At 66.2% G+C, this 20,514-nt stretch carries 19 protein-coding genes, 1 tRNA gene and 1 pseudogene; 15 read left to right on the top strand and 6 right to left on the bottom strand.

Going from position 1 to position 20,514, the window contains the following annotated elements; translation table 11 throughout:
- Positions 1-201 precede the first annotated feature (201 nt).
- Together LQ771_RS05155 and fdxA are read left to right on the top strand one after the other, a co-directional pair.
- A tRNA-Glu gene (locus LQ771_RS05155) sits at positions 202-277 on the top strand.
- A 179-nt stretch (positions 278-456) separates the two neighbouring features.
- On the top strand, positions 457-780 hold the full coding sequence (gene fdxA / locus LQ771_RS05150; RefSeq protein ID WP_231351296.1) for a ferredoxin FdxA: 324 nt from the start codon (positions 457-459) through the stop codon (positions 778-780).
- 214 nt (positions 781-994) lie between these two features.
- Here the strand turns inward: fdxA and LQ771_RS05145 are convergent, their stop codons facing one another.
- A complete protein-coding gene (locus tag LQ771_RS05145; protein WP_231351295.1) occupies positions 995-1,573 on the bottom strand; it encodes a hypothetical protein in 579 nt (192 codons plus the stop codon).
- Between the two features lie 41 nt (positions 1,574-1,614).
- Positions 1,615-2,508 (bottom strand): 4-hydroxy-tetrahydrodipicolinate synthase, encoded by an 894-nt coding sequence (gene dapA / locus LQ771_RS05140; protein WP_231351294.1) that lies wholly within the window; start codon positions 2,506-2,508, stop codon positions 1,615-1,617.
- A 166-nt stretch (positions 2,509-2,674) separates the two neighbouring features.
- On the opposite strand from dapA, the gene LQ771_RS05135 reads away from it, so the two are divergent.
- The 5 genes from LQ771_RS05135 (at position 2,675) to mfd (ending at position 10,164) form a co-directional block, all read left to right on the top strand.
- The gene (locus LQ771_RS05135; RefSeq protein WP_231351293.1) at positions 2,675-3,232 is read left to right on the top strand and encodes a glycine cleavage system transcriptional repressor; all 558 of its coding nucleotides are present in this window, start codon (positions 2,675-2,677) and stop codon (positions 3,230-3,232) included.
- 255 nt (positions 3,233-3,487) lie between these two features.
- A complete protein-coding gene (locus LQ771_RS05130) occupies positions 3,488-3,949 on the top strand; it encodes a peroxiredoxin (RefSeq protein ID WP_231351292.1) in 462 nt (153 codons plus the stop codon).
- 121 nt (positions 3,950-4,070) lie between these two features.
- On the top strand, positions 4,071-5,450 hold the full coding sequence (locus LQ771_RS05125) for a PhoH family protein (protein ID WP_231351291.1): 1,380 nt from the start codon (positions 4,071-4,073) through the stop codon (positions 5,448-5,450).
- Between the two features lie 281 nt (positions 5,451-5,731).
- Positions 5,732-6,331, top strand: coding sequence for a GNAT family N-acetyltransferase (locus LQ771_RS05120; RefSeq protein ID WP_231351855.1), 600 nt, complete (start codon positions 5,732-5,734; stop codon positions 6,329-6,331).
- Between the two features lie 221 nt (positions 6,332-6,552).
- Positions 6,553-10,164, top strand: coding sequence for a transcription-repair coupling factor (gene mfd / locus LQ771_RS05115; protein WP_231351290.1), 3,612 nt, complete (start codon positions 6,553-6,555; stop codon positions 10,162-10,164).
- 57 nt (positions 10,165-10,221) lie between these two features.
- Here the strand turns inward: mfd and LQ771_RS05110 are convergent, their stop codons facing one another.
- Positions 10,222-11,196, bottom strand: coding sequence for an integron integrase (locus LQ771_RS05110; protein ID WP_231351289.1), 975 nt, complete (start codon positions 11,194-11,196; stop codon positions 10,222-10,224).
- A 209-nt stretch (positions 11,197-11,405) separates the two neighbouring features.
- Between LQ771_RS05110 and LQ771_RS05105 the strand changes: the two genes are divergently transcribed.
- The 7 genes and pseudogenes from LQ771_RS05105 to LQ771_RS15965 form a co-directional block, all read left to right on the top strand.
- A complete protein-coding gene (locus LQ771_RS05105) occupies positions 11,406-11,849 on the top strand; it encodes a hypothetical protein (protein ID WP_231351288.1) in 444 nt (147 codons plus the stop codon).
- A gap of 62 nt (positions 11,850-11,911) precedes the next feature.
- Complete coding sequence (locus tag LQ771_RS05100; RefSeq protein WP_231351287.1) at positions 11,912-12,331, top strand: hypothetical protein; 420 nt, start codon at positions 11,912-11,914, stop codon at positions 12,329-12,331.
- A gap of 97 nt (positions 12,332-12,428) precedes the next feature.
- The gene (locus tag LQ771_RS05095) at positions 12,429-13,172 is read left to right on the top strand and encodes a hypothetical protein (protein ID WP_231351286.1); all 744 of its coding nucleotides are present in this window, start codon (positions 12,429-12,431) and stop codon (positions 13,170-13,172) included.
- Between the two features lie 550 nt (positions 13,173-13,722).
- Positions 13,723-14,879, top strand: a protein-coding gene (locus tag LQ771_RS05090) for an IS3 family transposase (protein WP_100224864.1) whose coding sequence is annotated in 2 segments (ribosomal slippage) — positions 13,723-13,972 and positions 13,972-14,879 — 1,158 coding nt in all. Because the reading frame shifts where the segments join, the coding sequence is not laid out codon by codon here.
- A gap of 23 nt (positions 14,880-14,902) precedes the next feature.
- Positions 14,903-15,400, top strand: a complete 498-nt coding sequence (locus LQ771_RS05085) for a hypothetical protein (RefSeq protein WP_231351285.1) — start codon at positions 14,903-14,905, stop codon at positions 15,398-15,400.
- Between the two features lie 82 nt (positions 15,401-15,482).
- Complete coding sequence (locus LQ771_RS05080; RefSeq protein WP_231351284.1) at positions 15,483-15,767, top strand: hypothetical protein; 285 nt, start codon at positions 15,483-15,485, stop codon at positions 15,765-15,767.
- Positions 15,768-15,809: 42 nt separating this feature from the next.
- Positions 15,810-16,073: pseudogene (locus tag LQ771_RS15965) on the top strand (NAD(P)H-dependent oxidoreductase); the annotation flags it as partial.
- A 409-nt stretch (positions 16,074-16,482) separates the two neighbouring features.
- Here the strand turns inward: LQ771_RS15965 and LQ771_RS05070 are convergent.
- Entirely contained in the window at positions 16,483-17,475 is a 993-nt protein-coding gene (locus LQ771_RS05070; RefSeq protein WP_231351283.1) for an LLM class flavin-dependent oxidoreductase, read from the bottom strand.
- 199 nt (positions 17,476-17,674) lie between these two features.
- On the opposite strand from LQ771_RS05070, the gene LQ771_RS05065 reads away from it, so the two are divergent.
- The gene (locus tag LQ771_RS05065) at positions 17,675-18,685 is read left to right on the top strand and encodes an HDOD domain-containing protein (RefSeq protein ID WP_231351282.1); all 1,011 of its coding nucleotides are present in this window, start codon (positions 17,675-17,677) and stop codon (positions 18,683-18,685) included.
- 6 nt (positions 18,686-18,691) lie between these two features.
- Here LQ771_RS05065 and LQ771_RS05060 read toward each other — a convergent pair whose 3' ends face one another.
- Entirely contained in the window at positions 18,692-19,210 is a 519-nt protein-coding gene (locus LQ771_RS05060) for a hypothetical protein (RefSeq protein ID WP_231351281.1), read from the bottom strand.
- 129 nt (positions 19,211-19,339) lie between these two features.
- Positions 19,340-20,452 carry an FAD-dependent oxidoreductase gene (locus LQ771_RS05055; protein ID WP_231351280.1) on the bottom strand — a complete coding sequence of 371 codons (1,113 nt, stop codon included), beginning with the start codon at positions 20,450-20,452 and terminating at the stop codon, positions 19,340-19,342.
- Between the last annotated feature and the right edge of the window lie 62 nt (positions 20,453-20,514).

The raw sequence follows: 20,514 nt of genomic DNA, 5'->3' as shown, positions 1-20,514 counted from the left end.
AAGTCCTTGCTTCAGGGTTCAAGCGGTCTGGATCCTTGGCGGCGCATGGCGCCGATGCACACAACGCCGCGCAACGCGGGCGGTCCGTCCGCGCGGCCTCGGGTGCCGGCGCGGCCTGTTCCGGACGGCGCGCGAAGAACTCTTCACGAGGCATTGCCGGGCGAAACAATTTCGCTATACTAGCGCGCCTCGCAGCTCTGCGCTCCCTTCGTCTAGTGGCCCAGGACACCGCCCTCTCAAGGCGGGAACACGAGTTCGAACCTCGTAGGGAGCGCCATTTATTTGTGCAATCTTCCATGATTGCCGCTGTCTGGAAGGGCCTCGGTAGACCCTTAGCTTTGGCTATCGGCTAGACTGGAAGCGGCCATCCATGGCCGCACTTTTCACAAGGAACAGCGCTCCGGCTCGGCATTTCGAGCAGACAGCGCTTTCTCTACAGCCGACTCGAAGCCGCCCATGACCTTTGTCGTCACCGACAACTGCATCAAGTGCAAGTACACCGATTGTGTCGAGGTCTGTCCGGTCGATGCCTTCCACGAAGGCCCGAATTTCCTGGTGATCAATCCGGACGAGTGCATCGACTGCACCCTGTGCGAGCCGGAGTGCCCGATCAATGCGATCTATCCGGAGGACGACGTGCCGGCCGGACAGGAGCAGTTCGTTGCGATCAATGCCGAACTGTCGCGCGACTGGCCGGTGATCACCGAACGCAAGGATGGCCTGCCCGACGCCAAGGAGTGGGAAGGCAAGCCGGACAAGCTCAGGCTGCTGGAGCGCTGAGCCGACCGCCCACCGATGCACGACGCCGCCCCCGGGCGGCGTTTCTGTTTCCGCTGCCGCCCGACCGATCCCCTGCAAGAACCGCTTGTGGGCGACGCCCTTGCGGGTGACCGGCAAGTGCATCGCCCACAAGTGGGCTCCTACAGAGGCCGTGGCCGCTACGGAAAACGCCGCCCGGAGGCGGCGTTCGGAGTTGCTGCAAAGGCCCCGGCGATCAAACGCCGAGCTTCGCCTTCAACGCATCGACCACCTTGGCCACCGCCGCGGCCTGGCCTTGTGCGCGCACTTCGCTGGCGCTATCGCCGCTGGCGGTGACGCTCACCTGCACCTGGCGTGAGGCCTTGCCGGCGGTGGCGGCATCGCCCTTGCCGCTGCGATGGAACAGGCGGCTGAAGAAGCCGCGCTTCCTGGCCGGTGCAGCGGCCACGTTGACCGTATACGAGTGCGCACCCTCGTCCCTCGCGGTGACCTGGCCCACGTCGGCCAGCGCCTCGCCGACCCGGCGATAGGCATTGTCCAGGCTGTCGGGCAGCACGAAGCCGTCGGCGATCGTGCCGCCGATGCTGCCGACGTCGGCCGTGGCGCCCGCGGAGGTCGGGTTGTTCGCGCCCGGCGGCGGAATCACCAGCGCATCACTGGCCGGCGGCGTGTCCAGCCCCGGCGGGATTTCCAGCGGCGATTCCTGGCGCGCGGTCTCCCAGGCCTTGTGCGAGCGGAACATGCCGCAACCGGAAAGCAGCAGGCCGCTCAGGACCAGGGCCGGCAGGGTGACGACGAGCGAGCTTTTCTTCATGGAATGTTTTTCCGTAGATGGATCGAGCAGCAGCCGGAAGATCAGGCGACGGCCGCCAAGGATGCCAGAGCGGACAGCGCTTCGTGCAGGCGCTGGCGGTCCGGGCCGTCGGCCAGCTCGACCAGCGGCAGCCGCGGCCGCGCCGAGCCTAGCCCCAGCGCCGGCAGCATGGCCTTCACCGGGATCGGGTTGGGCGCGCAGTTGAGCGCCTGCACCAGCGGATCGAGCCGGTCGTGCGCGCGCCCGGTCGCCTCGCGGTCGCCCGCCGTGGCCGCATCGCACAGCGCGCGGAACGCCTGCGGCACCAGGTTGGCCACCACCGAGACGGTACCGGCCGCGCCGGCCAGCATGGCCTTGCCTGCCGTACCGTCGTCGCCGGACAGGTAGACGAAATCCGCGCGCGCAAGTTCCGCAAGCGTATGGATGCGCTCCTCGCTGGCGACCGCCTCCTTGATGCCGAGGATGGCCGGATGGTCGCGCAACTGCGCCACGGTCTCCGGCAGCAGGTCGCACGCGGTACGGGTGGGCACGTTGTAGAGCAGCAACGGCAGGCCGCCGTGTTCGGCCACCTCGAGGTAATGCCGGCGCAGGCCTTCCTGGGTCGGGCGCACGTAATAGGGCGCAACCACCAGTGCCGCGTCGGCACCCAGCGAAGCGGCGCGCCGGGTCTGCGCCACGGTGCGTGCAGTCCCGGCCTCGCCGGTACCAGCTATCACCGGCACGCGGCCGGCGGCACGCTCGACCGCGAAGGCCAGCAAGCGGTCGAATTCGTCATGCTCGAGCATGTGCGCCTCGCCGGTCGACCCGGCGACCACCAGCGCTTGCGTGCCCCCGGCAAGCTGGTGGTCGATCAGCCGCCCGAAGGCCGGCAGGTCGAGCGAGCCATCGCTGGCAAACGGTGTCGCCAGCGCGCAGATGCTTCCACGAATGTCCAAGACGCGATTCCGGCCTGAAGGCAAGCGAAGGATGTTACCGGCGGCCGCTGAACAGGGAAAGGGAGGGTTCGCGGGGGAGAACCCCGTCCCACCCTACGATTTCCCGCATATCCCGGCTAAGCTGGCCGGATTCCGCCTTGCGGGATTCCCTGACAGGTAGCCTCCCTTGAACCGTCCCTCCGCGCGCGCCGGCAACGACAACCAGCTGCTGATCCACGCGCTGACCCCGGCATCGCGCGCGCCGCTGCTCACGCTGACCAAGCGCATCGCCGACGCCGGCTGCAGCCTGGCCGACGCACGCGTGTCGACCATCGGCAACGACACTTCGCTGCTGATGCTCGCCGCCGGCTCGTGGGACGCCATCGCGAAGCTGGAAACCGCGCTGGCCAAGCTCGGTCGCGACGAGGAACTGCGTCTGTCGCACTACCGCACCGGCCCGCGCGAGCAGAACGGTTCGCTGCTGCCCTATCTGGTCGAAGTGGTGGCGGCCGACCGCCCCGGCATCCTGGTCAAGGTGGTCGAGTTCTTCACTCGCCATGACATCCGCGTCGAACAGCTGAGCTCGATGCGCTACCAGGCGATGCAGACCGGCGCGCAGATGTTCCAGGCGCAGATCACCATCGGCATCCCGTCCCAGATCCACCTCGCTACCTTGCGCGACGATTTCCTGGAACTCTGCGACGGGCTCAACCTCGACGCGATCATGGACCCGGTCAAGTTCTGACCAACGGAACGGCCGACGTGCTCCCGTAGGAGCCCACTTGTGGGCGATGCCCTTGCTACACGAACCAGCAGGGCATCGCCCACAAGTGGGCTCCTACAAGAAGCGAAACCGATCGCCATCGTCTCACCGGCAAGCGCCCAGCATCGCGCGAGACGCCGGCGCCGACAACCCTGTTGCATGTCGCCTCAGGCGCGCTAGTCTTCGAGCCGAAGGCGCGCGGTGCGCCTGTTGCTCGACCGACCTCGCGGAGACCCCATGCCCGAAATCGGCAACCCGATTCCCCCCCTGATCGGCACCACCGGCGACGACACCGAGCTGGAACTTTCCGAACTCAAAGGCCGCTGGGTGGTGGTTTATTTCTATCCCAAGGATTCCACCCCCGGCTGCACCACCGAGGCGCAGGATTTCCGCGACCTCTACGACGACTTCCGCAAGCGCAACGCCGAGATCGTCGGCGTGTCGCGCGACTCGGTCGCCTCGCACGCCAACTTCGCCGACAAGCAGGCCCTGCCCTTCCCGCTGATCGCCGACACCGACGAGACCTGGTGCAAGGCGTTCGACGTGATCCACGAGAAGATGCTCTACGGCAAGACCCACCTGGGTATCGTGCGCAGCACCTTCCTGATCGATCCCAGGGGCCATCTCGCGCAGGAATGGCGCGGCGTGAAAGTCCCGGGCCATGCCCAGGCCGTCCTGGACGCCATTCCCGCCAAGTGAAGCCCTCCGGCACTTTCCGGCACTCCCTTCGCACGGCGGCGAGCCGTGCCATCCGGCGGCCTGCGACCTTTCGGTCCAGGCCGTCTTTCTTTGGTCCGACGACAAGCGAGGCCCCTTCCGCATGACCGGAAGCAAGCGTATCTACGCACTCGACACCAATGTGCTGCTCCATGACCCCACCTCGCTGTTCCGGTTCGAGGAACACGACGTGTTCATTCCCATGACCGTGCTGGAGGAGCTGGACGAAAAGAAGAAGGGCGCTTCGGAGGTCTCGCGCAACGGTCGCCAGGTCAGCCGCTTCATCAACGAGCTGATCGAGCGCGGCAACGGGCACGGCATCAGCAACGGGCTGGACCTTTCCAATCCCCAGGGAGTGAGCCTCAAGCGCGGCCAGGCGGTGGGCAAGCTGTACTTCCAGCAACGCGCCACCAACGGCCACGGCAAGGCGGACAACCTGATCCTCGCCGCGGTGATCGAGCTGCGCGACCAGAACCCGGACCGCTCGGTGATCCTGGTCACCAAGGACATCAACCTGCGCATCAAGGCCAAGATCTACGGCATCGATGCAGAGGACTACGAGAACGACCGCGCGCTCGACGACTTCGCGCTGCTCTACACCGGTTCGAACGGGCTGCCGGACGACTTCTGGGACCGCCATCCGGAGGTGCAGTCCTGGTCCGAGCGCGGCCGGACCTTCTACAAGGTCGACCGTCGCGACGGCGAGGACTGGCATCCCAACCAATGCCTGTTCCTGCCCGGCGACAACAGCGTCGAACTGCGCGTGCTGCAGGTGGACGAGCAGCACGCCACGATGGTGTTGCTGGACGACCACAGCCACCCCAGCCACAGCGTATGGGGCATTGCCGCGCGCAACCGCGAACAGAACTTCGCGCTCAACGTGCTGATGGACCCGGACGTCGACTTCGTCACCCTGCTCGGCACCGCCGGCACCGGCAAGACACTGCTGGCGCTCGCTGCCGGGCTGGCGCAGGTGATGGACCAGCAGCGCTACCGGGAAATCATCATGACCCGCGCGACGGTTTCGGTCGGCGAGGACATCGGCTTCCTGCCCGGAACCGAGGAAGAGAAGATGACACCGTGGATGGGCGCGCTCACCGATAACCTCGAGGTGCTCGCCAATCCCGAGGAAGGCGGCTCGTGGGGCCGCCAGGCCACCAACGACCTGCTCGCCTCGCGCATCAAGATCCGCTCGCTCAACTTCATGCGAGGACGCACCTTCCTGTCGCGATACCTGATCATCGACGAAGCGCAGAACCTCACGCCCAAGCAGATGAAGACCCTGATCACCCGCGCCGGCCCCGGCACCAAGATCGTGTGCCTGGGCAACGTCGAGCAGATCGACACGCCCTACCTCACCGAGACCACCTCCGGTCTGACCTACGCAGTGGACCGCTTCAAGAACTGGGAGCACTCGGCCCACATCACGCTTCGTCGTGGCGAGCGCTCGCGGCTGGCCGACTTCGCCTCCGAGGCGCTCTGAACCCCGCGGGCCACGGACGGCCCGCCCGCACCGCTCTTCGTAGGAGCCCACTTGTGGGCGATGCCTTCGCCCGCTTGCACCCAGGCCCAAGAGCATCGCCCACAAGTGGGCTCCTACATGGGAGGTTGCCGCCCCGCGCGTGTGTGGCGGTGCCGCAAGCGAATACACACACCCGCCTGCCTGTTCACGCCCGCTGCGCATCGGTTGGTCGATAAAAGGCGCCCCTCGGCGCACGGCGGATATGCTGCAGCGCCACAATACGCTACAGTATGGACATGAACATCCAACCCGCCATCGACTTCGCCAGCCCTACCCGCAGCGCGCCGCTACCCCCGCCCAGCAACCAGCGTTTTGCCCGCTCGCGGGTTTCGCCGGCCGGCGACCCCGTCGCCACCCGCGATGGCCGCGTGCTGCACATGCGCCCGATCGAGCCGGGCGACGTGGCGGCTCTGCGCCGCTGCTTCACGCGCCTGTCGCCCGAGGACATCCGGCGCCGCTTCATGCATGCCCTGTCGGAACTGCCCGAACCGATGGCGCAGCGGTTGTGCCGCATCGATCCGGAAACCGAGGCGGCCTTCGTGCTGGTCGACGACAGCGTGACGCCGGCCGAACTGCGCGGGGTGGGTCGAGTGTTCATCGACGCGGCCACCGACACCGCGGAATTCTCCGTGCTGGTCGAACGCGAATGGACGCGCATGGGCCTGGGCGCCGAACTGATGCGCCGCCTGGTCGCCACCTGCCGCGAACGCGGGCTGGTCGAACTGTGGGGCTACGTGCTGGTGGAAAACCGCCCGATGCTGCGCCTGTGCAGCGAACTGGGCTTCACCTCGCGCATGGTGCCGGACGAACCGGGCGTGGCGCAGATCACCCTGCGCCTGTAAACCGCGCTTCCCCGCGGCAACCGCCACCGCAGTCAGAGCGCGCCCCTGTAGGAGCCCACTTGTGGGCGATGCTCTTGACCTCTGCCGGCAGATCGAGGCAAAAGCATCGCCCACAAGTGGGCTCCTACAAAGGCTGGCGGCCCTTGCGCGGCGACCACGACCGTCCGCGCTAAACTCCCCTGCTTTCCGCCGCGATTCGCGCCGGCGCGACAAGCACACCCATGCCCCAGATCCCCCACCCGCCCCTCCCCACCACTCCCAAGCAGCGCCGCTTCTGGACCCCGCCCCACGGCTCCTCGCGCGCCCTGCTGATCGCCGAGGCCGCGCGCGACCACGCCGGCCTGCTGGTGGCGGTCGCGCGCGACACCCAGCGCGCCTCGACGCTGGAAGATGAGTTGCGCCTCTTCAGCGGCGACCTGCCGGTGCTGCACTTCCCCGACTGGGAGACGCTGCCCTACGACGTCTTCAGCCCGCATCCGGAGATCGTCTCCCAGCGCATCGCCGCGCTCTACCGGCTGCCGATGGTCACCCGCGGCGTGCTGGTGGTGCCGGTGGCGACGCTGATGCAGCGCATCGCGCCGCGCTCGCACATCACCGGCTCCGGCCTGGTCGTATCGAAGGGCCAGAAGCTGGACCTTGCCGCCGAACAGCGGCGCCTGGAAGCGGCCGGCTATCGCCACGTGCCGCAGGTGGCCGAGCCGGGCGACTACGCCGTGCGTGGCGCGCTGATCGACATCTTCCCGATGGGCACCGCCGAGCCCTACCGCGTCGAGCTGTTCGACGACGAGGTCGACTCGATCCGCAGCTTCGACCCGGAAACCCAGCGCTCGCAGCAGCCGGTGGACAAGGTGGAACTGCTGCCCGCGCGCGAGTTTCCGCTCACCGAGGAGGCGGCGAGGGATTTCCGCACTGCGCTGCGCGAGCGCTTTCCGATCGACATCCGCCGCTGTCCGCTCTACCAGGACATGAAAGAAGGCGTGACGCCCGGCGGCATCGAGTATTACCTGCCGCTGTTCTTCAAGCAGACCGCCACGCTGTTCGATTACCTGGGCGAAGGGGCGCTATTCGTGCTGGGCGAAGGCGCCGGCGAGGCCTCCGACCAGTTCTGGGCCAACACCGCCGAGCGCTACGAACAGCGCGCGCACGACATCGAGCGCCCGGTGCTGCCGCCGGCCGAGCTCTACCTCTCGCCCGAGCAACTGCGCGAGCAGCTCAACCGCCGCCTGCGCGTGGAGGTGGTCCCCTCCGGCCACGAACACGCCGTCGACTCGGGCACCCTGCCCGCACCCGAGGTGCCGCTCAACCGCAAGGGCGAGGAGCCTGGCACCTCGTTGCGGCATTTCCTGGAGAGCTACCCCGGCCGCGTGATGATCGCCGCCGATTCGGCGGGTCGGCGCGAGGCGTTGGCCGAGACGCTCGCCGCCGCCGGCCTCAAGCCAGTGAACGTGGAGGGTTGGTCCGCCTTCCTGGGCAGGTCCCGCGACACCGCGGGATCTGCCCCCTCGCCCCCGGCGCAGCCGGGGGATAGGGCTGGGGAGAGGGGGGCTCTTGCTCCTGCTCCTTCACCCGGACAAAGCAAAAACAAGGGCCTCCCCCTCTCCCCAACCCTCTCCCCCGGCAGGGCCGGGGGAGAGGGAGCTGGTCTGCGCTTCGCCATCACCGTCGCGCCGCTGGAACAGGGCTTCGCCCTCAAGCAGCCGGCGATCACCGTGCTCACCGAGCGCGAGCTCTACGGCGAACGGGTGCGCACCGACCGCAAGCGGCGCCGCGGCGCGGCGCGCGATCCGGACGCGATCATCCGCGACCTGACCGAACTCTCGGTCGGCGCGCCGATCGTGCACGTCGACCACGGCGTGGGCCGCTACCAGGGCCTGGTGTCGATGGAACTGGGCGGCATGGAAGGCGAGTTCCTGGTCATCGAGTACGCCAAGGGCGACAAGCTCTACGTGCCGGTGGCGCAATTGGGCCTGGTCAGCCGTTACTCCGGCACTGCGCCCGAGCTGGCGCCGCTGCACTCGCTCGGCGGCGACGCATGGGAGCGCGCACGCAGGAAGGCCGCCGAGAAAGTCCGCGACGTCGCCGCGGAACTCCTCGCCATCTACGCCCAGCGCGAAGCGCGCGGCGGCGAGTCGATCAGCATCGACCGCGGCATGGTCGAGGCGTTCGGCGCCAGCTTCCCGTTCGAGGAGACGCCCGACCAGGAGCAGGCCATCGATGCCGTACTGCAGGACCTGGCCGCGCCGCGCGCGATGGACCGCGTGATCTGCGGCGACGTGGGCTTCGGCAAGACCGAGGTCGCGCTGCGCGCCGCCTTCGCCGCAGCCACCGCCGGCAAACAGGTGGCCGTGCTGGTGCCCACCACCCTGCTCGCCCAGCAGCACTACCGGAACTTCGCCGACCGCTTCGCCGACTGGCCGGTGAAGGTTGACGTGCTATCGCGCTTCAAGTCGTCCAAGGAAGTGAACGAATCGCTCAAGCGCTTGGCCGACGGGCAGATCGACGTGATCGTGGGCACCCACAAGCTGCTGCAGTCGGACATCAAGTTCAAGAACCTCGGCCTGGTCGTGGTCGACGAGGAACAGCGCTTCGGCGTGCGCCAGAAGGAACAGCTGAAAAAGCTGCGCGCCGAGGTCGACCTGCTCACCATGACCGCCACGCCGATCCCGCGCACGCTCAACATGGCGATGGCCGGCCTGCGCGACCTCTCGCTGATCACCACCCCGCCGGCGCACCGCATGGCCGTGCGCACCTTCATCAGCACATGGGACCCGGCCACTATCCGCGAGGCATTCCAGCGCGAGCTCTCGCGCGGCGGCCAGGTCTACTTCCTGCACAACGAGGTCGACTCGATCGAGCGCACCGCGCGCGAGTTGCAGGAGCTGATCCCGGAAGCGCGCATCGGCATCGCCCACGGCCAGATGCCCGAGCGCGAGCTCGAACGCGTGATGGCCGACTTCCACCGCCAGCGCTTCAACGTGCTGGTGTGCACCACGATCATCGAGACCGGCATCGACATTCCCACCGCGAACACGATCATCATCGACCGCGCCGACCGCTTCGGCCTGGCCCAGCTGCACCAGTTGCGTGGCCGTGTGGGCCGCTCGCACCACCGCGCCTACGCCTACCTGATCGTGCCCGATCGCAAGGCGATCACCGCCGACGCGGAGAAACGTCTCGAAGCGCTCGCTTCGCTGGAGGAACTGGGCGCGGGCTTCACCCTGGCCACGCACGATCTGGAGATCCGCGGCGCCGGCGAGCTGCTGGGCGAGGAGCAGTCCGGCCAGATCCAGGAAATCGGCTTCGGCCTCTACACCGAGCTGCTCGACCGCGCGGTGCGCGCCTTGAAGAGCGGCAAGGTGCCCGACTTCGACCTCTCTTCCGAACACGAGACGGAAGTGGAGCTGCACCTGCCCGCGCTGATCCCGGACGACTACCTGCCCGACGTGCACACGCGACTGACCCTCTACAAGCGCATCGCCAGCGCGAAGGACGAGGACCATCTGCGCGACCTGCAAGTGGAGATGATCGACCGGTTCGGCCTGCTGCCCGAACCGACCAAAACCCTGTTCGCACTGTCCAGCCTGAAGCTGATGGCCACCCCGCTGGGCATCCGCAAACTCGACCTAGGCGCAAACGGCGGGCGCATCACCTTCCGCGACAAGCCCGAGATCGAGCCGATCGCCATCATCCGCCTGATCCAGAGCCAGCCACGCGTCTACAAACTCGACGGCCAGGACAAGCTCAGGATCACCCTCGACCTTCCCGGCGCCACTGAACGCATTCGCGCCGCCCAGGAGGTTCTCGTCCAGCTCGGCGCGCGCCGCCCCGGCTGATGCAAGGGCTCCCTCTCCCCGCCGGGGAGAGGGGCCCGGGCTCGCGGTGAATCCTCCCTATTGGCGATCCAGCGGACTGACCACCGCCAACCCGCCCCGATTGAGCACATGCGTATAGATCTGCGTCGTCGCCACATCCTTGTGGCCGAGCAGTTCCTGCACCGTGCGGATGTCCTGCCCCGCCTCCAGCAGGTGCGTGGCAAACGAATGGCGCAACGTATGCGCGCTGACAGGCTTCAGGATCCCGGCCTGGCGGCAGGCACGCTTCAACGAACGGCTGAGGATGGCATCGTCGAAGTGGTGTCGGCGCTCGGTCCCGTCCCGCGGATCGCGCGAGCGCCTCGCCGACGGGAACACGTACTGCCAGCCGGGCTCGCGCGCCGCCCCCGGATACTTGCGCGCCAGCGCATGGGGCAACCACACCGCGCCAAAGCCTTCCGCCAGATCATGCGCATGCATCTGCGTCGCGCGTTCGATCTCGCGCCGCAACGGCTCGACCAGTTTGCGCGGGAGCATGGTATGCCGGTCCTTGCCACCCTTGCCATCGCGCACCGTGATCTCGCCGCGGTCGAAATCGACGTCCTTCACCCGCAGCCGCAGCACCTCCATCAACCGCATGCCGGTGCCGTACAGCAGGCTCGCCAGCAGCCAGGGCCGCCCGTCCATCTGCGCCAGCACCCGCGCCACTTCCTCCCGCGAGAGAACCGTTGGCACCCGCTGCGGGCGCTTCGCCCGCACCACCCCATCCAGCCAGGGCAGCTCCACCCCAAGCACCTGCCGATAGAGAAACAGCAACGCCGAAAGCGCCTGATTCTGGGTATTCGGCGAAACGCCGCCTTGTACGGCGAGAGTGGAGAGAAACGCTTCCACCTCCGCTGCCCCCATGTCCCGCGGGTGGCGCTTGCCGTTGGCCAGCACGAACCGCCGTATCCACCCCACGTAGGCATGCTCGGTCCGCATGCTGTAGCGCTTGACCCGCAACACCCGCCGCACCTCGTCCAGCAACCGCGGCGCCCGCGCCGCGCCGACCATACGGCTTATTTCTCCGCTTCCGCCCGAATAAGTCATAGCACCCCGGATATGCAAATATGCACGGGCATGTTGGCGAGCCGGCCGGCGGAGTGGCAGCAGCCAGGCTCTTGATCTAGCGTAGGATTCCCCCGACTTGACCGAGCCCGCCAGCGAGGCGACGATCGGTGCATATGCCCCGATTTGGGGTCTACTAAGCGTTAGGCATCTTCATGAGATTTAAGGATCCCATCAGCCATCTTAAAAGCCACCTTGGCAAAGGTGAGCTGGAGCTTATGCGCACCACTGCGCTGTCATTAGCCGGATTTTCTGCCGCGCTAATAATTCTGCTTGTGCAGACCAAAGGTCAGCCGCCATATAGCGCGGTGGCGCTCTGGTCGTCCATTGCTTCGTTGCTTATCTGGCTGTTTGGTGCCCAGTACGTCAGCGTGTATCTCGTTCACGGCGAGCGCACTTACAAGTACATCAACATATTTCTTTCCGCGGCTATTTCAATTTTTGGCTACATCTCCTTGTTCGTCGCAGTTGTGGCCATGGTCTTGCAGCTCTCCGTTTCCGCTGGCATCGTGCTTGCGGTCTTGGGCTTTGTCCTCGCTGTCGCCGTGTTTGTCCACTCACAATCGGTGGCCAGGCTCTGCAACGAGTCAGATGCCTAACCAATCGTCCAAGCGGACGCGCGAAAAAGCCGCGCGCCGCTTAACTCCAGCGTTAGGCCGCAATGACAAACGTCGAGGAATTCGAGCTTCTTCACCCCGTAGGCCTTCGCATATCGCGTTCGCTCACGGAGGCCACTTTGTTGTCCTCCTTTCAGCACGAACAGCTCAAGCGCACCGACATGCAAACCGGCTGGGTGTGGTATCGCTTGCCGACGTTCGCTGAATCTGACCTTGTCATTGGTATCTCGCTCGGCTTCAACTCAGGAGCGCTGGAACAAGTTTCGCTCTCGGATACCCACCCTAAATACGGTACAAACTGGAATCCTTGGTCTGAGGAGCAAGAGCAGCTCCGCGCAAAGCAAATCGGCAGTTGGCTCGCTGGCAACGGCTTTGCACCCGGCACATATTCGTGGGGCACAATCTGGGCAGGCTATGATGCAAAAGGCGGGTTCGGCCATGCAGTGGTGCGGTATGCGGCCTAACAATTCGTTCAAGGCGGACGGCTACGCCGCCGCTTAACTCCAGCGTTAGATGGCAGGGGAGAGATTCGTGGCAACTGTAGGCAAGAGCGTACGCGTCATGCTGTTCGTTACCGCATTGGCATTGGCAAGCGCAGGCTGTACCGATGCACCCCCTACGCTTGACGATTGGACCTCGGCGCTGAGTAACGTAGTAGAGGCAGCGCCTGCAAAAGCGTTGCCTGATGGCTCATCCATTTCCAAGGCGTGTGTAGAGACTCGCAACGGCGAGCCATGTGTTCCTGTCGATATCCTGCGGAATCCGTTCGATAAATTGCGTGTTATCCGACCCCGCGGACAACTGGTGCAGAGCGCAGATAGACCGAGGCTAGTCCCCTACATTTCGATCAGAGATGGGCGCCTTCCACGTCTGACTGTCGATGCTGACTATCCGGCTATTGCTACGACGACCGAATCAGGCATAAGGCTCGGCGTGAACCGTCCCCGTATCGCGATCGTTCTGAATGGCGATTTAGCATATGAAACGCCCAATATCGATACCCCATTAGGTCCGGTTCTGTTCATGCCTGACGGAAAGCAGTCACAGCACTTGCGGAGCATTGGACCAAAAACCGAGGTGTTAGCGCGCCTCTATTACACGCCATTTGGTGAGTACAGAGAGAGGTCATTGCCCCTGAGCCCTGCAGACTCTAATCGCTTCGCGTCTGAGTTTCGCGCAATGCTGAGCGCATATGACTCACTCTATCGCGCTTTAATGCCAAAGATCGATATGAATACGCTTAAAGGCAATGAGTCGCTTTATGGCGAAACGGACCGAGTCGGATCGTTGGGCTGGACTGAGTAGGTGCCCAAGTTCGTCGCGCTGCCATCTAACATCTCGTTCAAGGCGGACGGCTACGCCGCCGCTTAACTCCAGCGTTAGGCCGCATGGAAAGTCTATTCGCGCTCGCATACACCACTGGCCTCATTGCATTCTGGTCGGGTGTCGTCGTGACACTTTGGCGCTTCGTGCAGATGGCTTCCCGGCTCTCAGCTGCGACTGCAGTCCGGTTCGCGGCTGCGTCTTTGGCACTCGCGGTCGGGGGTTACATTCCGGCTGCACTCATCGGCGCTTGGGGCTTTTGCTCGGCGTCAGCCGGCGGCCTCTGTGCACTGGGTGGGTATGTCGGCACCGGGCTGGTCGCTGCCGGTGGCGTGCTGCTTTACCGTTTCTTTCGGGCGCGCCGGGAACTCGCTGCGGCCTAACAATTCGTTCAAGGCGGACGGCTGCGCCGCCGCTTAACTCCAGCGTTAGCACCCATGTCCGAATTACTTGCCAGATACAGCGTCGTCGGGTTCTACCCCGATTCTGCGGACACTTTCACTAAGGCTCATACTGGGCCAAAGGAGTGTCCATGTCGAAGCGCAAGCGTTACAGCCCCGAGTACAAGCGGGAGCTCGTCGAGCTGGTCCGGCGATCGAAGTCGAGTTGCCGCCAGATCGCCCTGGAGGTCGGGGTCAACCCCAACATGCTCACCCGTTGGGTGCGCGAGGCGGAGAGCGAGGGGGGCAAGGCGTTCCCCGGCGGCGGCACGCCTCGCGACGAGGAGCTGGCTCGCCTCAAGCGCGAGCTAGCACGAGTCACGAAGGAACGAGATTTTTTAAAAGACGCGGCAGCGTACTTCGCGAAGCAATCACCGAACGGTACGCGGTGATTGAGCGCTGCCGCAGCGACTATCCCGTCGGGATGATGTGCCGCTGCCTGGAAGTTTCAACCAGTGGTTTCTACGCCTGGGCCGGGCGCAAGCCGGGGCCACGGGCACAGGCGAATGCGCGCCTGCTGGAGCGCATTCGGGAGATCCATGAGGACAGCAAGGGCGTGATCGGCGCCCCTCGCATGCACGAGGACCTCGGCGACGAGGGCGAGCACGTCAGCCTCAACCGGGTGGCGCGGTTGATGGCCGGCGAGGGTCTGCAAGGTTGGCCACGACGCAGGAAGCGCCGGTTCGGCGGCAAGCCGGGCTCTCGCCCGGTCGGCGTCATCAACCGGCTCGAACGCGACTTCAATGCAAATGAACCGGAAACCAAGTGGGTCACCGATATCACCGAGGTCGTGACCCAGGAAGGCAAGCTTTATGTGTGCGTGGTGGTCGATCTTTACAGCAAGCTCGTGGTCGGCTGGTCGATGCACCACCGCCAGGATCGCCACATGGTCGTGCGGGCGGTCCAGATGGCCGTGTGGCAGCGGGAGGGAAGTTCGGAGCTCATCCTGCACTCCGATCGGGGTGGCCAGTTCATCAGCGGTACGTACCAGAAGTTCCTGGGCGGCAACGCTCTGGTCTGCAGCATGAGCGACGTCGGACACTGCGCCGACAACGCGGCGTGCGAAGGCTTTTTCGGTGTGCTCAAACGCGAGCGGGTGTACCGACGCAGCTACCGGACGAGGAACGAGGCGCGTGCTGACCTGTTCGATTACCTCGAGCGGTTCCACAACCCGCGCATGCGTCGTAGAGTCGCCAGGCGGGACCGGGAGTTTTCAGCCTTAATCAAACCGTCCGTGGAAACGGGGTAGAACCCACTCAGGTGTTAGCGCCCATGATGAGACTTCTCTACCTCTTTGTGCTTGTGCCTTTCGCAGTTACCGCTAGCGAGCACTACGCAACGAGTGACGCGCCTCAGACAGCGATTCAGGCTTATTCTCATGCAGCACGTCTCGTACCGCTGCACGCCTCGGACGAAGACACGCTGCGTATCTGGACGCGCGACTACATGAGCGGGCAGATCCGCGGGCACATCATCACCATGGTGACCTCGAAATCGTGCCTTGCTTCTTCCAGCTACTCGAATGGATCGATCACCATAGCGCGCGTCAGATGTAACCCATCCCGAAAAGCGCCTGAAGTCAACGAAGCTATTCGCGCGCTCCCGGCGTTTAGCCGTCCAGAATGGAATTGCCCCGCGTTTGACGGCTATGAGGTGTTTATTGAAGGGGTTCGCCGGCACAAGTATTTCGCGATCCGCGTTAGCAACCCGCAAGTTTGCGATGACCCTGAATCCGAAGCTATCGTTGCTCTCCTCGGGAAGCTGGAGTGATCGGCAGTGTGCGCGAACAACTCGTTCAAGGCGGACGGCTTCACCGCCGCTTAACTTAAGCGTTACGCTTCATGGAGATCACATGGAAATTGATTTCTCGATCGGAAACGTCTCAGCCAAGCTAGTCCGTGGCTGGTTTTTTGGCGGCATGAAGTTAGTCACTCCTTCAGAGAGCATTTGGCTTCAGCACCCTCTACAACCAAGCACTCACTTTTCGTTTCGTCTTAAACGTTGCTGGCAACGTCGCATTTCTGGCCATTTGGTGCGGATCGAAAAAACTCGTCCATTGCTGGCCGCCGGTGTCAGGCCGCAAAGCTACAGTGTGTTCGTAGATGGAGAGCTAGTTGCAAACGATCATGGCCTGTAGCCAGCGGCTAGCCAGTCATTTGAGGCGGACGGCTACGCCGGCCTGCCCTCGCTTACCGTCAGCGAGCGCCAGAGCTACTACACGCCTCCGTTCCATTCATCAGCTACCCGATCCCAGATTGAACGCCTGCTCTGGGCTGACGCGCTGGTTCTGGTGCTTCCGACCTGGTGGTTTGGCTTTCCCGCCATCCTGAAAGGGTGGTTCGACCGTGCCTGGGCGCCTGGCATCGCGTACGACCACGCCACCGATCTCGGCCCGATCAAGCCAAGGCTCCACAAGCTGGGGCGGGCGCTTGCCATCACATCACTGGGCTCGCCGTGGTGGGTTGATCGCCTGCTGCTGTGGCAACCGGTGAAACGAGTGTTGAAGACGGCGCTCCTTGGCACCTGTGCCCCCGCATGTGTGTCGAGATGCTGTCGCTCTACAAGGCAGAGCGCCTTTCTTCCACAGACGTCGAGTTGTTCTGTTCGCGTATTCGAAGAAGGCTTGCTACATGGTCGTAGCCGACTGCTGGTCGGCCGGCATGAACCATGGGCGGTTCGTCACCCCGCTCTGGTTGGTCAGCTACCCGCTCTCGTGCTTCAAGGTCATCACCTAAGGCTCAAACCGCCTGAGGCAGTCAGGGCCCCCGCAGACCGCCTGACATCACATTCCCGGCGGACGACTTTGCCACCGCCTGAACCAGGCGAATCGCCACGCCCTCGCGGGGAGCGTTTCAAGCCTGGAGCTGCTCGCCCGCCCGCATCGCCAGCTCGAACGAGCGTCGCCGCGAGGCGTGGTCGAAGATATTGGCGGTAAGCATCAGCTCGTCGGGCTGGTGCCGGGCGATGAAGTCGGCCAGGCCCTGCTGCACGGTGGACGGCCCGCCGACCACCGCACAGGCGAGCGCCCGTTCCACGCCGAGCTTCTCGGTGGGCGTCCAGTAGGCCTCGATGTCGTCGATGGGCGGGGGCACCAGCCCCGGCTGACCCCGGCGCAGGTTGATGAAGCTCTGCTGCTGCGTGGTGAACAGGCGGCGGGCGGCGGCATCGGTGTCGGCCGCGACCACGTTGAGGCCGAGCATGGCGTACGGCTGTGCGAGCCGCGTCGACGGTCGGAATTCGCGGCGATAGATGGAAAGCGCACTGTCCATTGCGTCGGGCGCGAAATGCGAGGCGAACGCGAACGGCAGTCCCAGCGCCGCGGCCAGACGCGCGCTGAACAGGCTGGAGCCGAGCAGCCAGACCGGCACGTCCAGGCCCGCGCCGGGAACCGCGCGCACCGCTTGCCCCGTCCGGACCGGCTCGAAGTAATGCAGCAGTTCCAGCACGTCGTCGGGGAACGTTTCGGCCGCGTCGCCATAGCGGCGCAATGCGCGCATGGTGGCCTGGTCGGTGCCCGGGGCCCGGCCCAGGCCCAGGTCGATGCGGCCCGGGTAGAGGGCGGCCAGCGTGCCGAACTGCTCGGCCACCTGCAGCGGCGCGTGGTTGGGCAGCATCACGCCGCCGGCACCCACGCGGATGGTCGAGGTGCCGCCGGCGACATGGCCGATCAGTACCGCGGTGGCGGCGCTGGCGATGCCGGGCATGTTGTGGTGCTCGGCCAGCCAGTAGCGCCGGCAACCCAGTTGCTCGCCCAGCCTGGCCAGGTCCAGCGTGTTGCGGAAGGCCTCGCTTGCATCGCTGCCTTCGGTGATGGGGGCCAGGTCGAGGATCGAGAAGGGAATCATGGGCGAGTCCTGCGGAGGGTCCCGGGGATGTGGGGTCGGAGGGTGGCGATTGCCAGTTGGCGCATGGACAGGCGCCGGGGGAGGTATCCCGGCTTCGCCTGCGCCGGACACGAGCGAGTCTGTCAGTTGCCTACACTTCCGCGTCCGGCTGCCGATACAGCGCGGAGCACGCCATGGGACCTGCATCCGGATGATCGCCATGTGGCGGCGTCTTTTCGCCGCGAGGAAAGCTCCGACCCGCCCTGCCCCCGCCCCGCCGATCGTGGCGGTGGCGCCGGTCGTGCCCGAGCGCGAGGCGGCCCCGCCGCTGGCGGTGGTGGAGGACCGCTTCCATCGCTTCGTGCTGGGCCTGCCCCCGGCCGTAGGCGAGACGGCCAGCGCGGCCGAACAGGCGACCTTGCGGAGGCTGGAGGCGATCGGCGAGCGGTTCGATGTGAGCGGCCTGCCGCGCCTGCCCAGCGTGTTGCCGCAGTTGCTGCGCGCGCTGCGCAACGACAACCTGGCCGGCTCCCAGCTCGCCGCGATGATCGGCCGCGACCCGGTGCTCGTCGGCGAAGTGATGCGCGTGGCCGGCAGCGCGCACTTCCGCTCGGCCCAACCGATCCACAGCCTGCAGCATGCGGTGGTGCTGCTCGGCCGGGACACCCTGCGCCGCGTCGCCACGCTGCACGTGATGAAGCCGATCCTGCAGGCCAGTGCGGGCATGCGCGGGCACATGGCCGGGCCATGGCTGTGGGAGCATGCCGAGCGCTGCGCGCACGCCGCCGCCTTCCTCGGCCGCCACGGCGGCTGCGATCCCTTCGAGGCGTTCCTGGCCGGGATGGTCTGCCACACCGGTACCGGCGCGGTCGTGCGCCTGCTCGACCAGGAGGCGCCACCGTCGCTGGGGCCGTTCTCGCCCGTGTTCCTGGCCGGCTGCATGCGCATCGGCGCGCGGCTTTCGCTGCGCGCGGTGCGGCACTGGGAAATGCCCGCCAACGTGATCGAGGCGCTGGTCGAACGCGTCAATGCCCCGCAGGCGCCCGCTTCGTCGCTGGGCAAGGTGTTGGCCTGCGCCGATCCGCTGGCGATGGTGCAGCTGCTGGTCGAGCGCGAGCTGCTGGATGCCGAGCTGGACTACCGCGGCACCTGGCCGACCTGCTTCCCGGCACCGGTCCTGCTGCGCGGGCAGCAGGACCTGCGCCGGCATTTCATGCCGGGACCGGCCTGAAAGGCGTCAGCGCGCCGTGGCCTTCACGTCGGCGCGCAACTGGCGGGCAATGTCGTCCGAGCCGGCCGCCAGCAACCGGGTCAGCGCCTTGGCGTAATCGCCACCGGCTGGCGCCGGCATGGAGGGCGAGGCATGGTAGGTCTTGTCCGGACCCACCCCGCGCGCGTCGATGCCGCAATGGGTGCCCAGTTCGAGCGTGACGCTGGCCGGCGTGGCTTCCGGATCCACGCGCATCTCGGCGAACACCTGCTCGCAATGGATGACCAGGTCGGTGAAATACTCGGGCGCCAGCGCCTGGCGCAGGCGCGCCTGCAGCACCTCGGACACCGGCGGCGTGGGCTTGAGCGTGAGCGAATCCTCCAGGCCGCGGACCTCGACGTCCTGCGTATCCTGTTCGACCTGCAGCCACGGCGCCGACGCCGGCGTCACCAGGCTGCCCAGCTCGACCGGCACGCGCGTGTCCTGCGATCCCCCGCATGCGGCCAGCAACATGGCGCTACCGGCCACCCAGGCAAACTTCTTCATGTGAACTCCCCCCGAAAACGAATTGCCTGAACGAATCTACAGGCGGCAGGTTGCGCGATCAACGCAGGGGAATGGCAAACGGGAGCCAGTGCACGTTTGGACGTCCGGCCAAGATGCCCGCCGCATGCCCTACCCGCGGGTGCGGACGGGGTGGTCCAGGCCGCCGGCCACGCGCAGGAACTGGCGCCGCGCGGGGCCAAAGCGCATCAGCCGCGGCACCAGCACGTCGCGCAGCTCCCGCAGGGTCGCAGGTCGACCGTGCATCAGGCGGGTCAGTGCGCCCACGCGCCGGACCACCTGGCGATGCACCGGATGGCGCAACTGCGCGTAACCGGCCAGGCGCGAGAGGCGGCCGTTGAGCGCGTCCGCGGCGCAGTCGGCGAAGACGTAGGCATCCTCGATGCCGAGGTTCATCCCACGCGCGCCCAGCGGCGAGTGGATGTGCGCCGCATCGCCGCCGAGCAGCACGCGTCCCACCCCGGCGCGCTCGGCCACGCGGTGCGCGATGTGGAAGTGGGACCGCCACCGCACGTCGCCGCACACGGTGCCATCCGGCAGCGCCGCCAGCGGCCGGGCGCCGTTGCCCATCACGCGCCACAGGTCCCCGCGCACGCGCAGCGCGAACAGGAAGCCGTCCGGCAACAGGAACAGGTGCGCGCGGTCGGGGGCCAGCGGCGTCGCCAGGTGCAGGTCCCACAGTTGCCAGGGCTCGGGCAACTCGTCGCCGGGAAAGGCCAGCCCCAATGCCTGGCGTACCGTGCTGTGCGCACCGTCGGCGCCGTACAGCAGCGGCGCGCGGGTGCGTTCCACGCTGCCGTCGGGGTGCACCAGCCCCACGGTGACGCCGTCCTCGTCCTGCGCCAGAGCGTCCAGTTTCACCCCGCGCTCCACGCTGACGCCCTGCGCCCGTAGTGCATCGGCCAGCATGGACTCGGTGCGCGATTGCGAGAGCGAGAGCAACGAACGGCCGGTTTCGAGCAGGGGCGACGTCGGCACCGCGACGTCCTCGTGGCCCTGCCGGTGCAGCGACAGGCCGCATACATCCCAGCCCGTGGCCAGCATGCGCGCGGTCACGCCGGTGTCCTCGAGCAGTTCCTGCGTTCGCGGGTTGACGGCCAGGGCCTTGGAATGGCCGCTGGGCGCGGTCGATTTGTCGACGATGCGCACCGGGATCCCGCGTCGGGCGAGCAACAACGCAGCAGCCAGTCCGGTCGGACCGGCGCCGGCGATCAGCACGGGCATGGCGTTCGACGGCATGCCCGGAGACTAGCAGCAACGATGTCACGGGCATGGCGGCAGCGGCG

It is taken from the genome of Frateuria soli (assembly GCF_021117385.1).
Classification (GTDB): Bacteria; Pseudomonadota; Gammaproteobacteria; order Xanthomonadales; family Rhodanobacteraceae; genus Frateuria_A; species Frateuria_A soli.
Note: the sequence above shows the minus strand (reverse complement) of the source record. Positions and strands in the feature narration are given on the sequence as shown.

What these genes read in the sequence shown, in the direction of transcription:
- fdxA (WP_231351296.1), top strand. Translation starts at nt 457, where the DNA reads ATGACCTTTGTCGTCACCGACAACTGCATCAAGTGCAAGTACACCGAT.
- LQ771_RS05145 (WP_231351295.1), bottom strand. Translation starts at nt 1,573, where the DNA reads ATGAAGAAAAGCTCGCTCGTCGTCACCCTGCCGGCCCTGGTCCTGAGC.
- LQ771_RS05130 (WP_231351292.1), top strand. Translation starts at nt 3,488, where the DNA reads ATGCCCGAAATCGGCAACCCGATTCCCCCCCTGATCGGCACCACCGGC.
- LQ771_RS05125 (WP_231351291.1), top strand. Translation starts at nt 4,071, where the DNA reads ATGACCGGAAGCAAGCGTATCTACGCACTCGACACCAATGTGCTGCTC.
- mfd (WP_231351290.1), top strand. Translation starts at nt 6,553, where the DNA reads ATGCCCCAGATCCCCCACCCGCCCCTCCCCACCACTCCCAAGCAGCGC.
- LQ771_RS05110 (WP_231351289.1), bottom strand. Translation starts at nt 11,196, where the DNA reads ATGGTCGGCGCGGCGCGGGCGCCGCGGTTGCTGGACGAGGTGCGGCGG.
- LQ771_RS05105 (WP_231351288.1), top strand. Translation starts at nt 11,406, where the DNA reads ATGAGATTTAAGGATCCCATCAGCCATCTTAAAAGCCACCTTGGCAAA.
- LQ771_RS05100 (WP_231351287.1), top strand. Translation starts at nt 11,912, where the DNA reads ATGACAAACGTCGAGGAATTCGAGCTTCTTCACCCCGTAGGCCTTCGC.
- LQ771_RS05095 (WP_231351286.1), top strand. Translation starts at nt 12,429, where the DNA reads ATGCTGTTCGTTACCGCATTGGCATTGGCAAGCGCAGGCTGTACCGAT.
- LQ771_RS05085 (WP_231351285.1), top strand. Translation starts at nt 14,903, where the DNA reads ATGATGAGACTTCTCTACCTCTTTGTGCTTGTGCCTTTCGCAGTTACC.
- LQ771_RS05080 (WP_231351284.1), top strand. Translation starts at nt 15,483, where the DNA reads ATGGAAATTGATTTCTCGATCGGAAACGTCTCAGCCAAGCTAGTCCGT.
- LQ771_RS05070 (WP_231351283.1), bottom strand. Translation starts at nt 17,475, where the DNA reads ATGATTCCCTTCTCGATCCTCGACCTGGCCCCCATCACCGAAGGCAGC.
- LQ771_RS05065 (WP_231351282.1), top strand. Translation starts at nt 17,675, where the DNA reads ATGTGGCGGCGTCTTTTCGCCGCGAGGAAAGCTCCGACCCGCCCTGCC.
- LQ771_RS05060 (WP_231351281.1), bottom strand. Translation starts at nt 19,210, where the DNA reads ATGAAGAAGTTTGCCTGGGTGGCCGGTAGCGCCATGTTGCTGGCCGCA.
- LQ771_RS05055 (WP_231351280.1), bottom strand. Translation starts at nt 20,452, where the DNA reads ATGCCCGTGCTGATCGCCGGCGCCGGTCCGACCGGACTGGCTGCTGCG.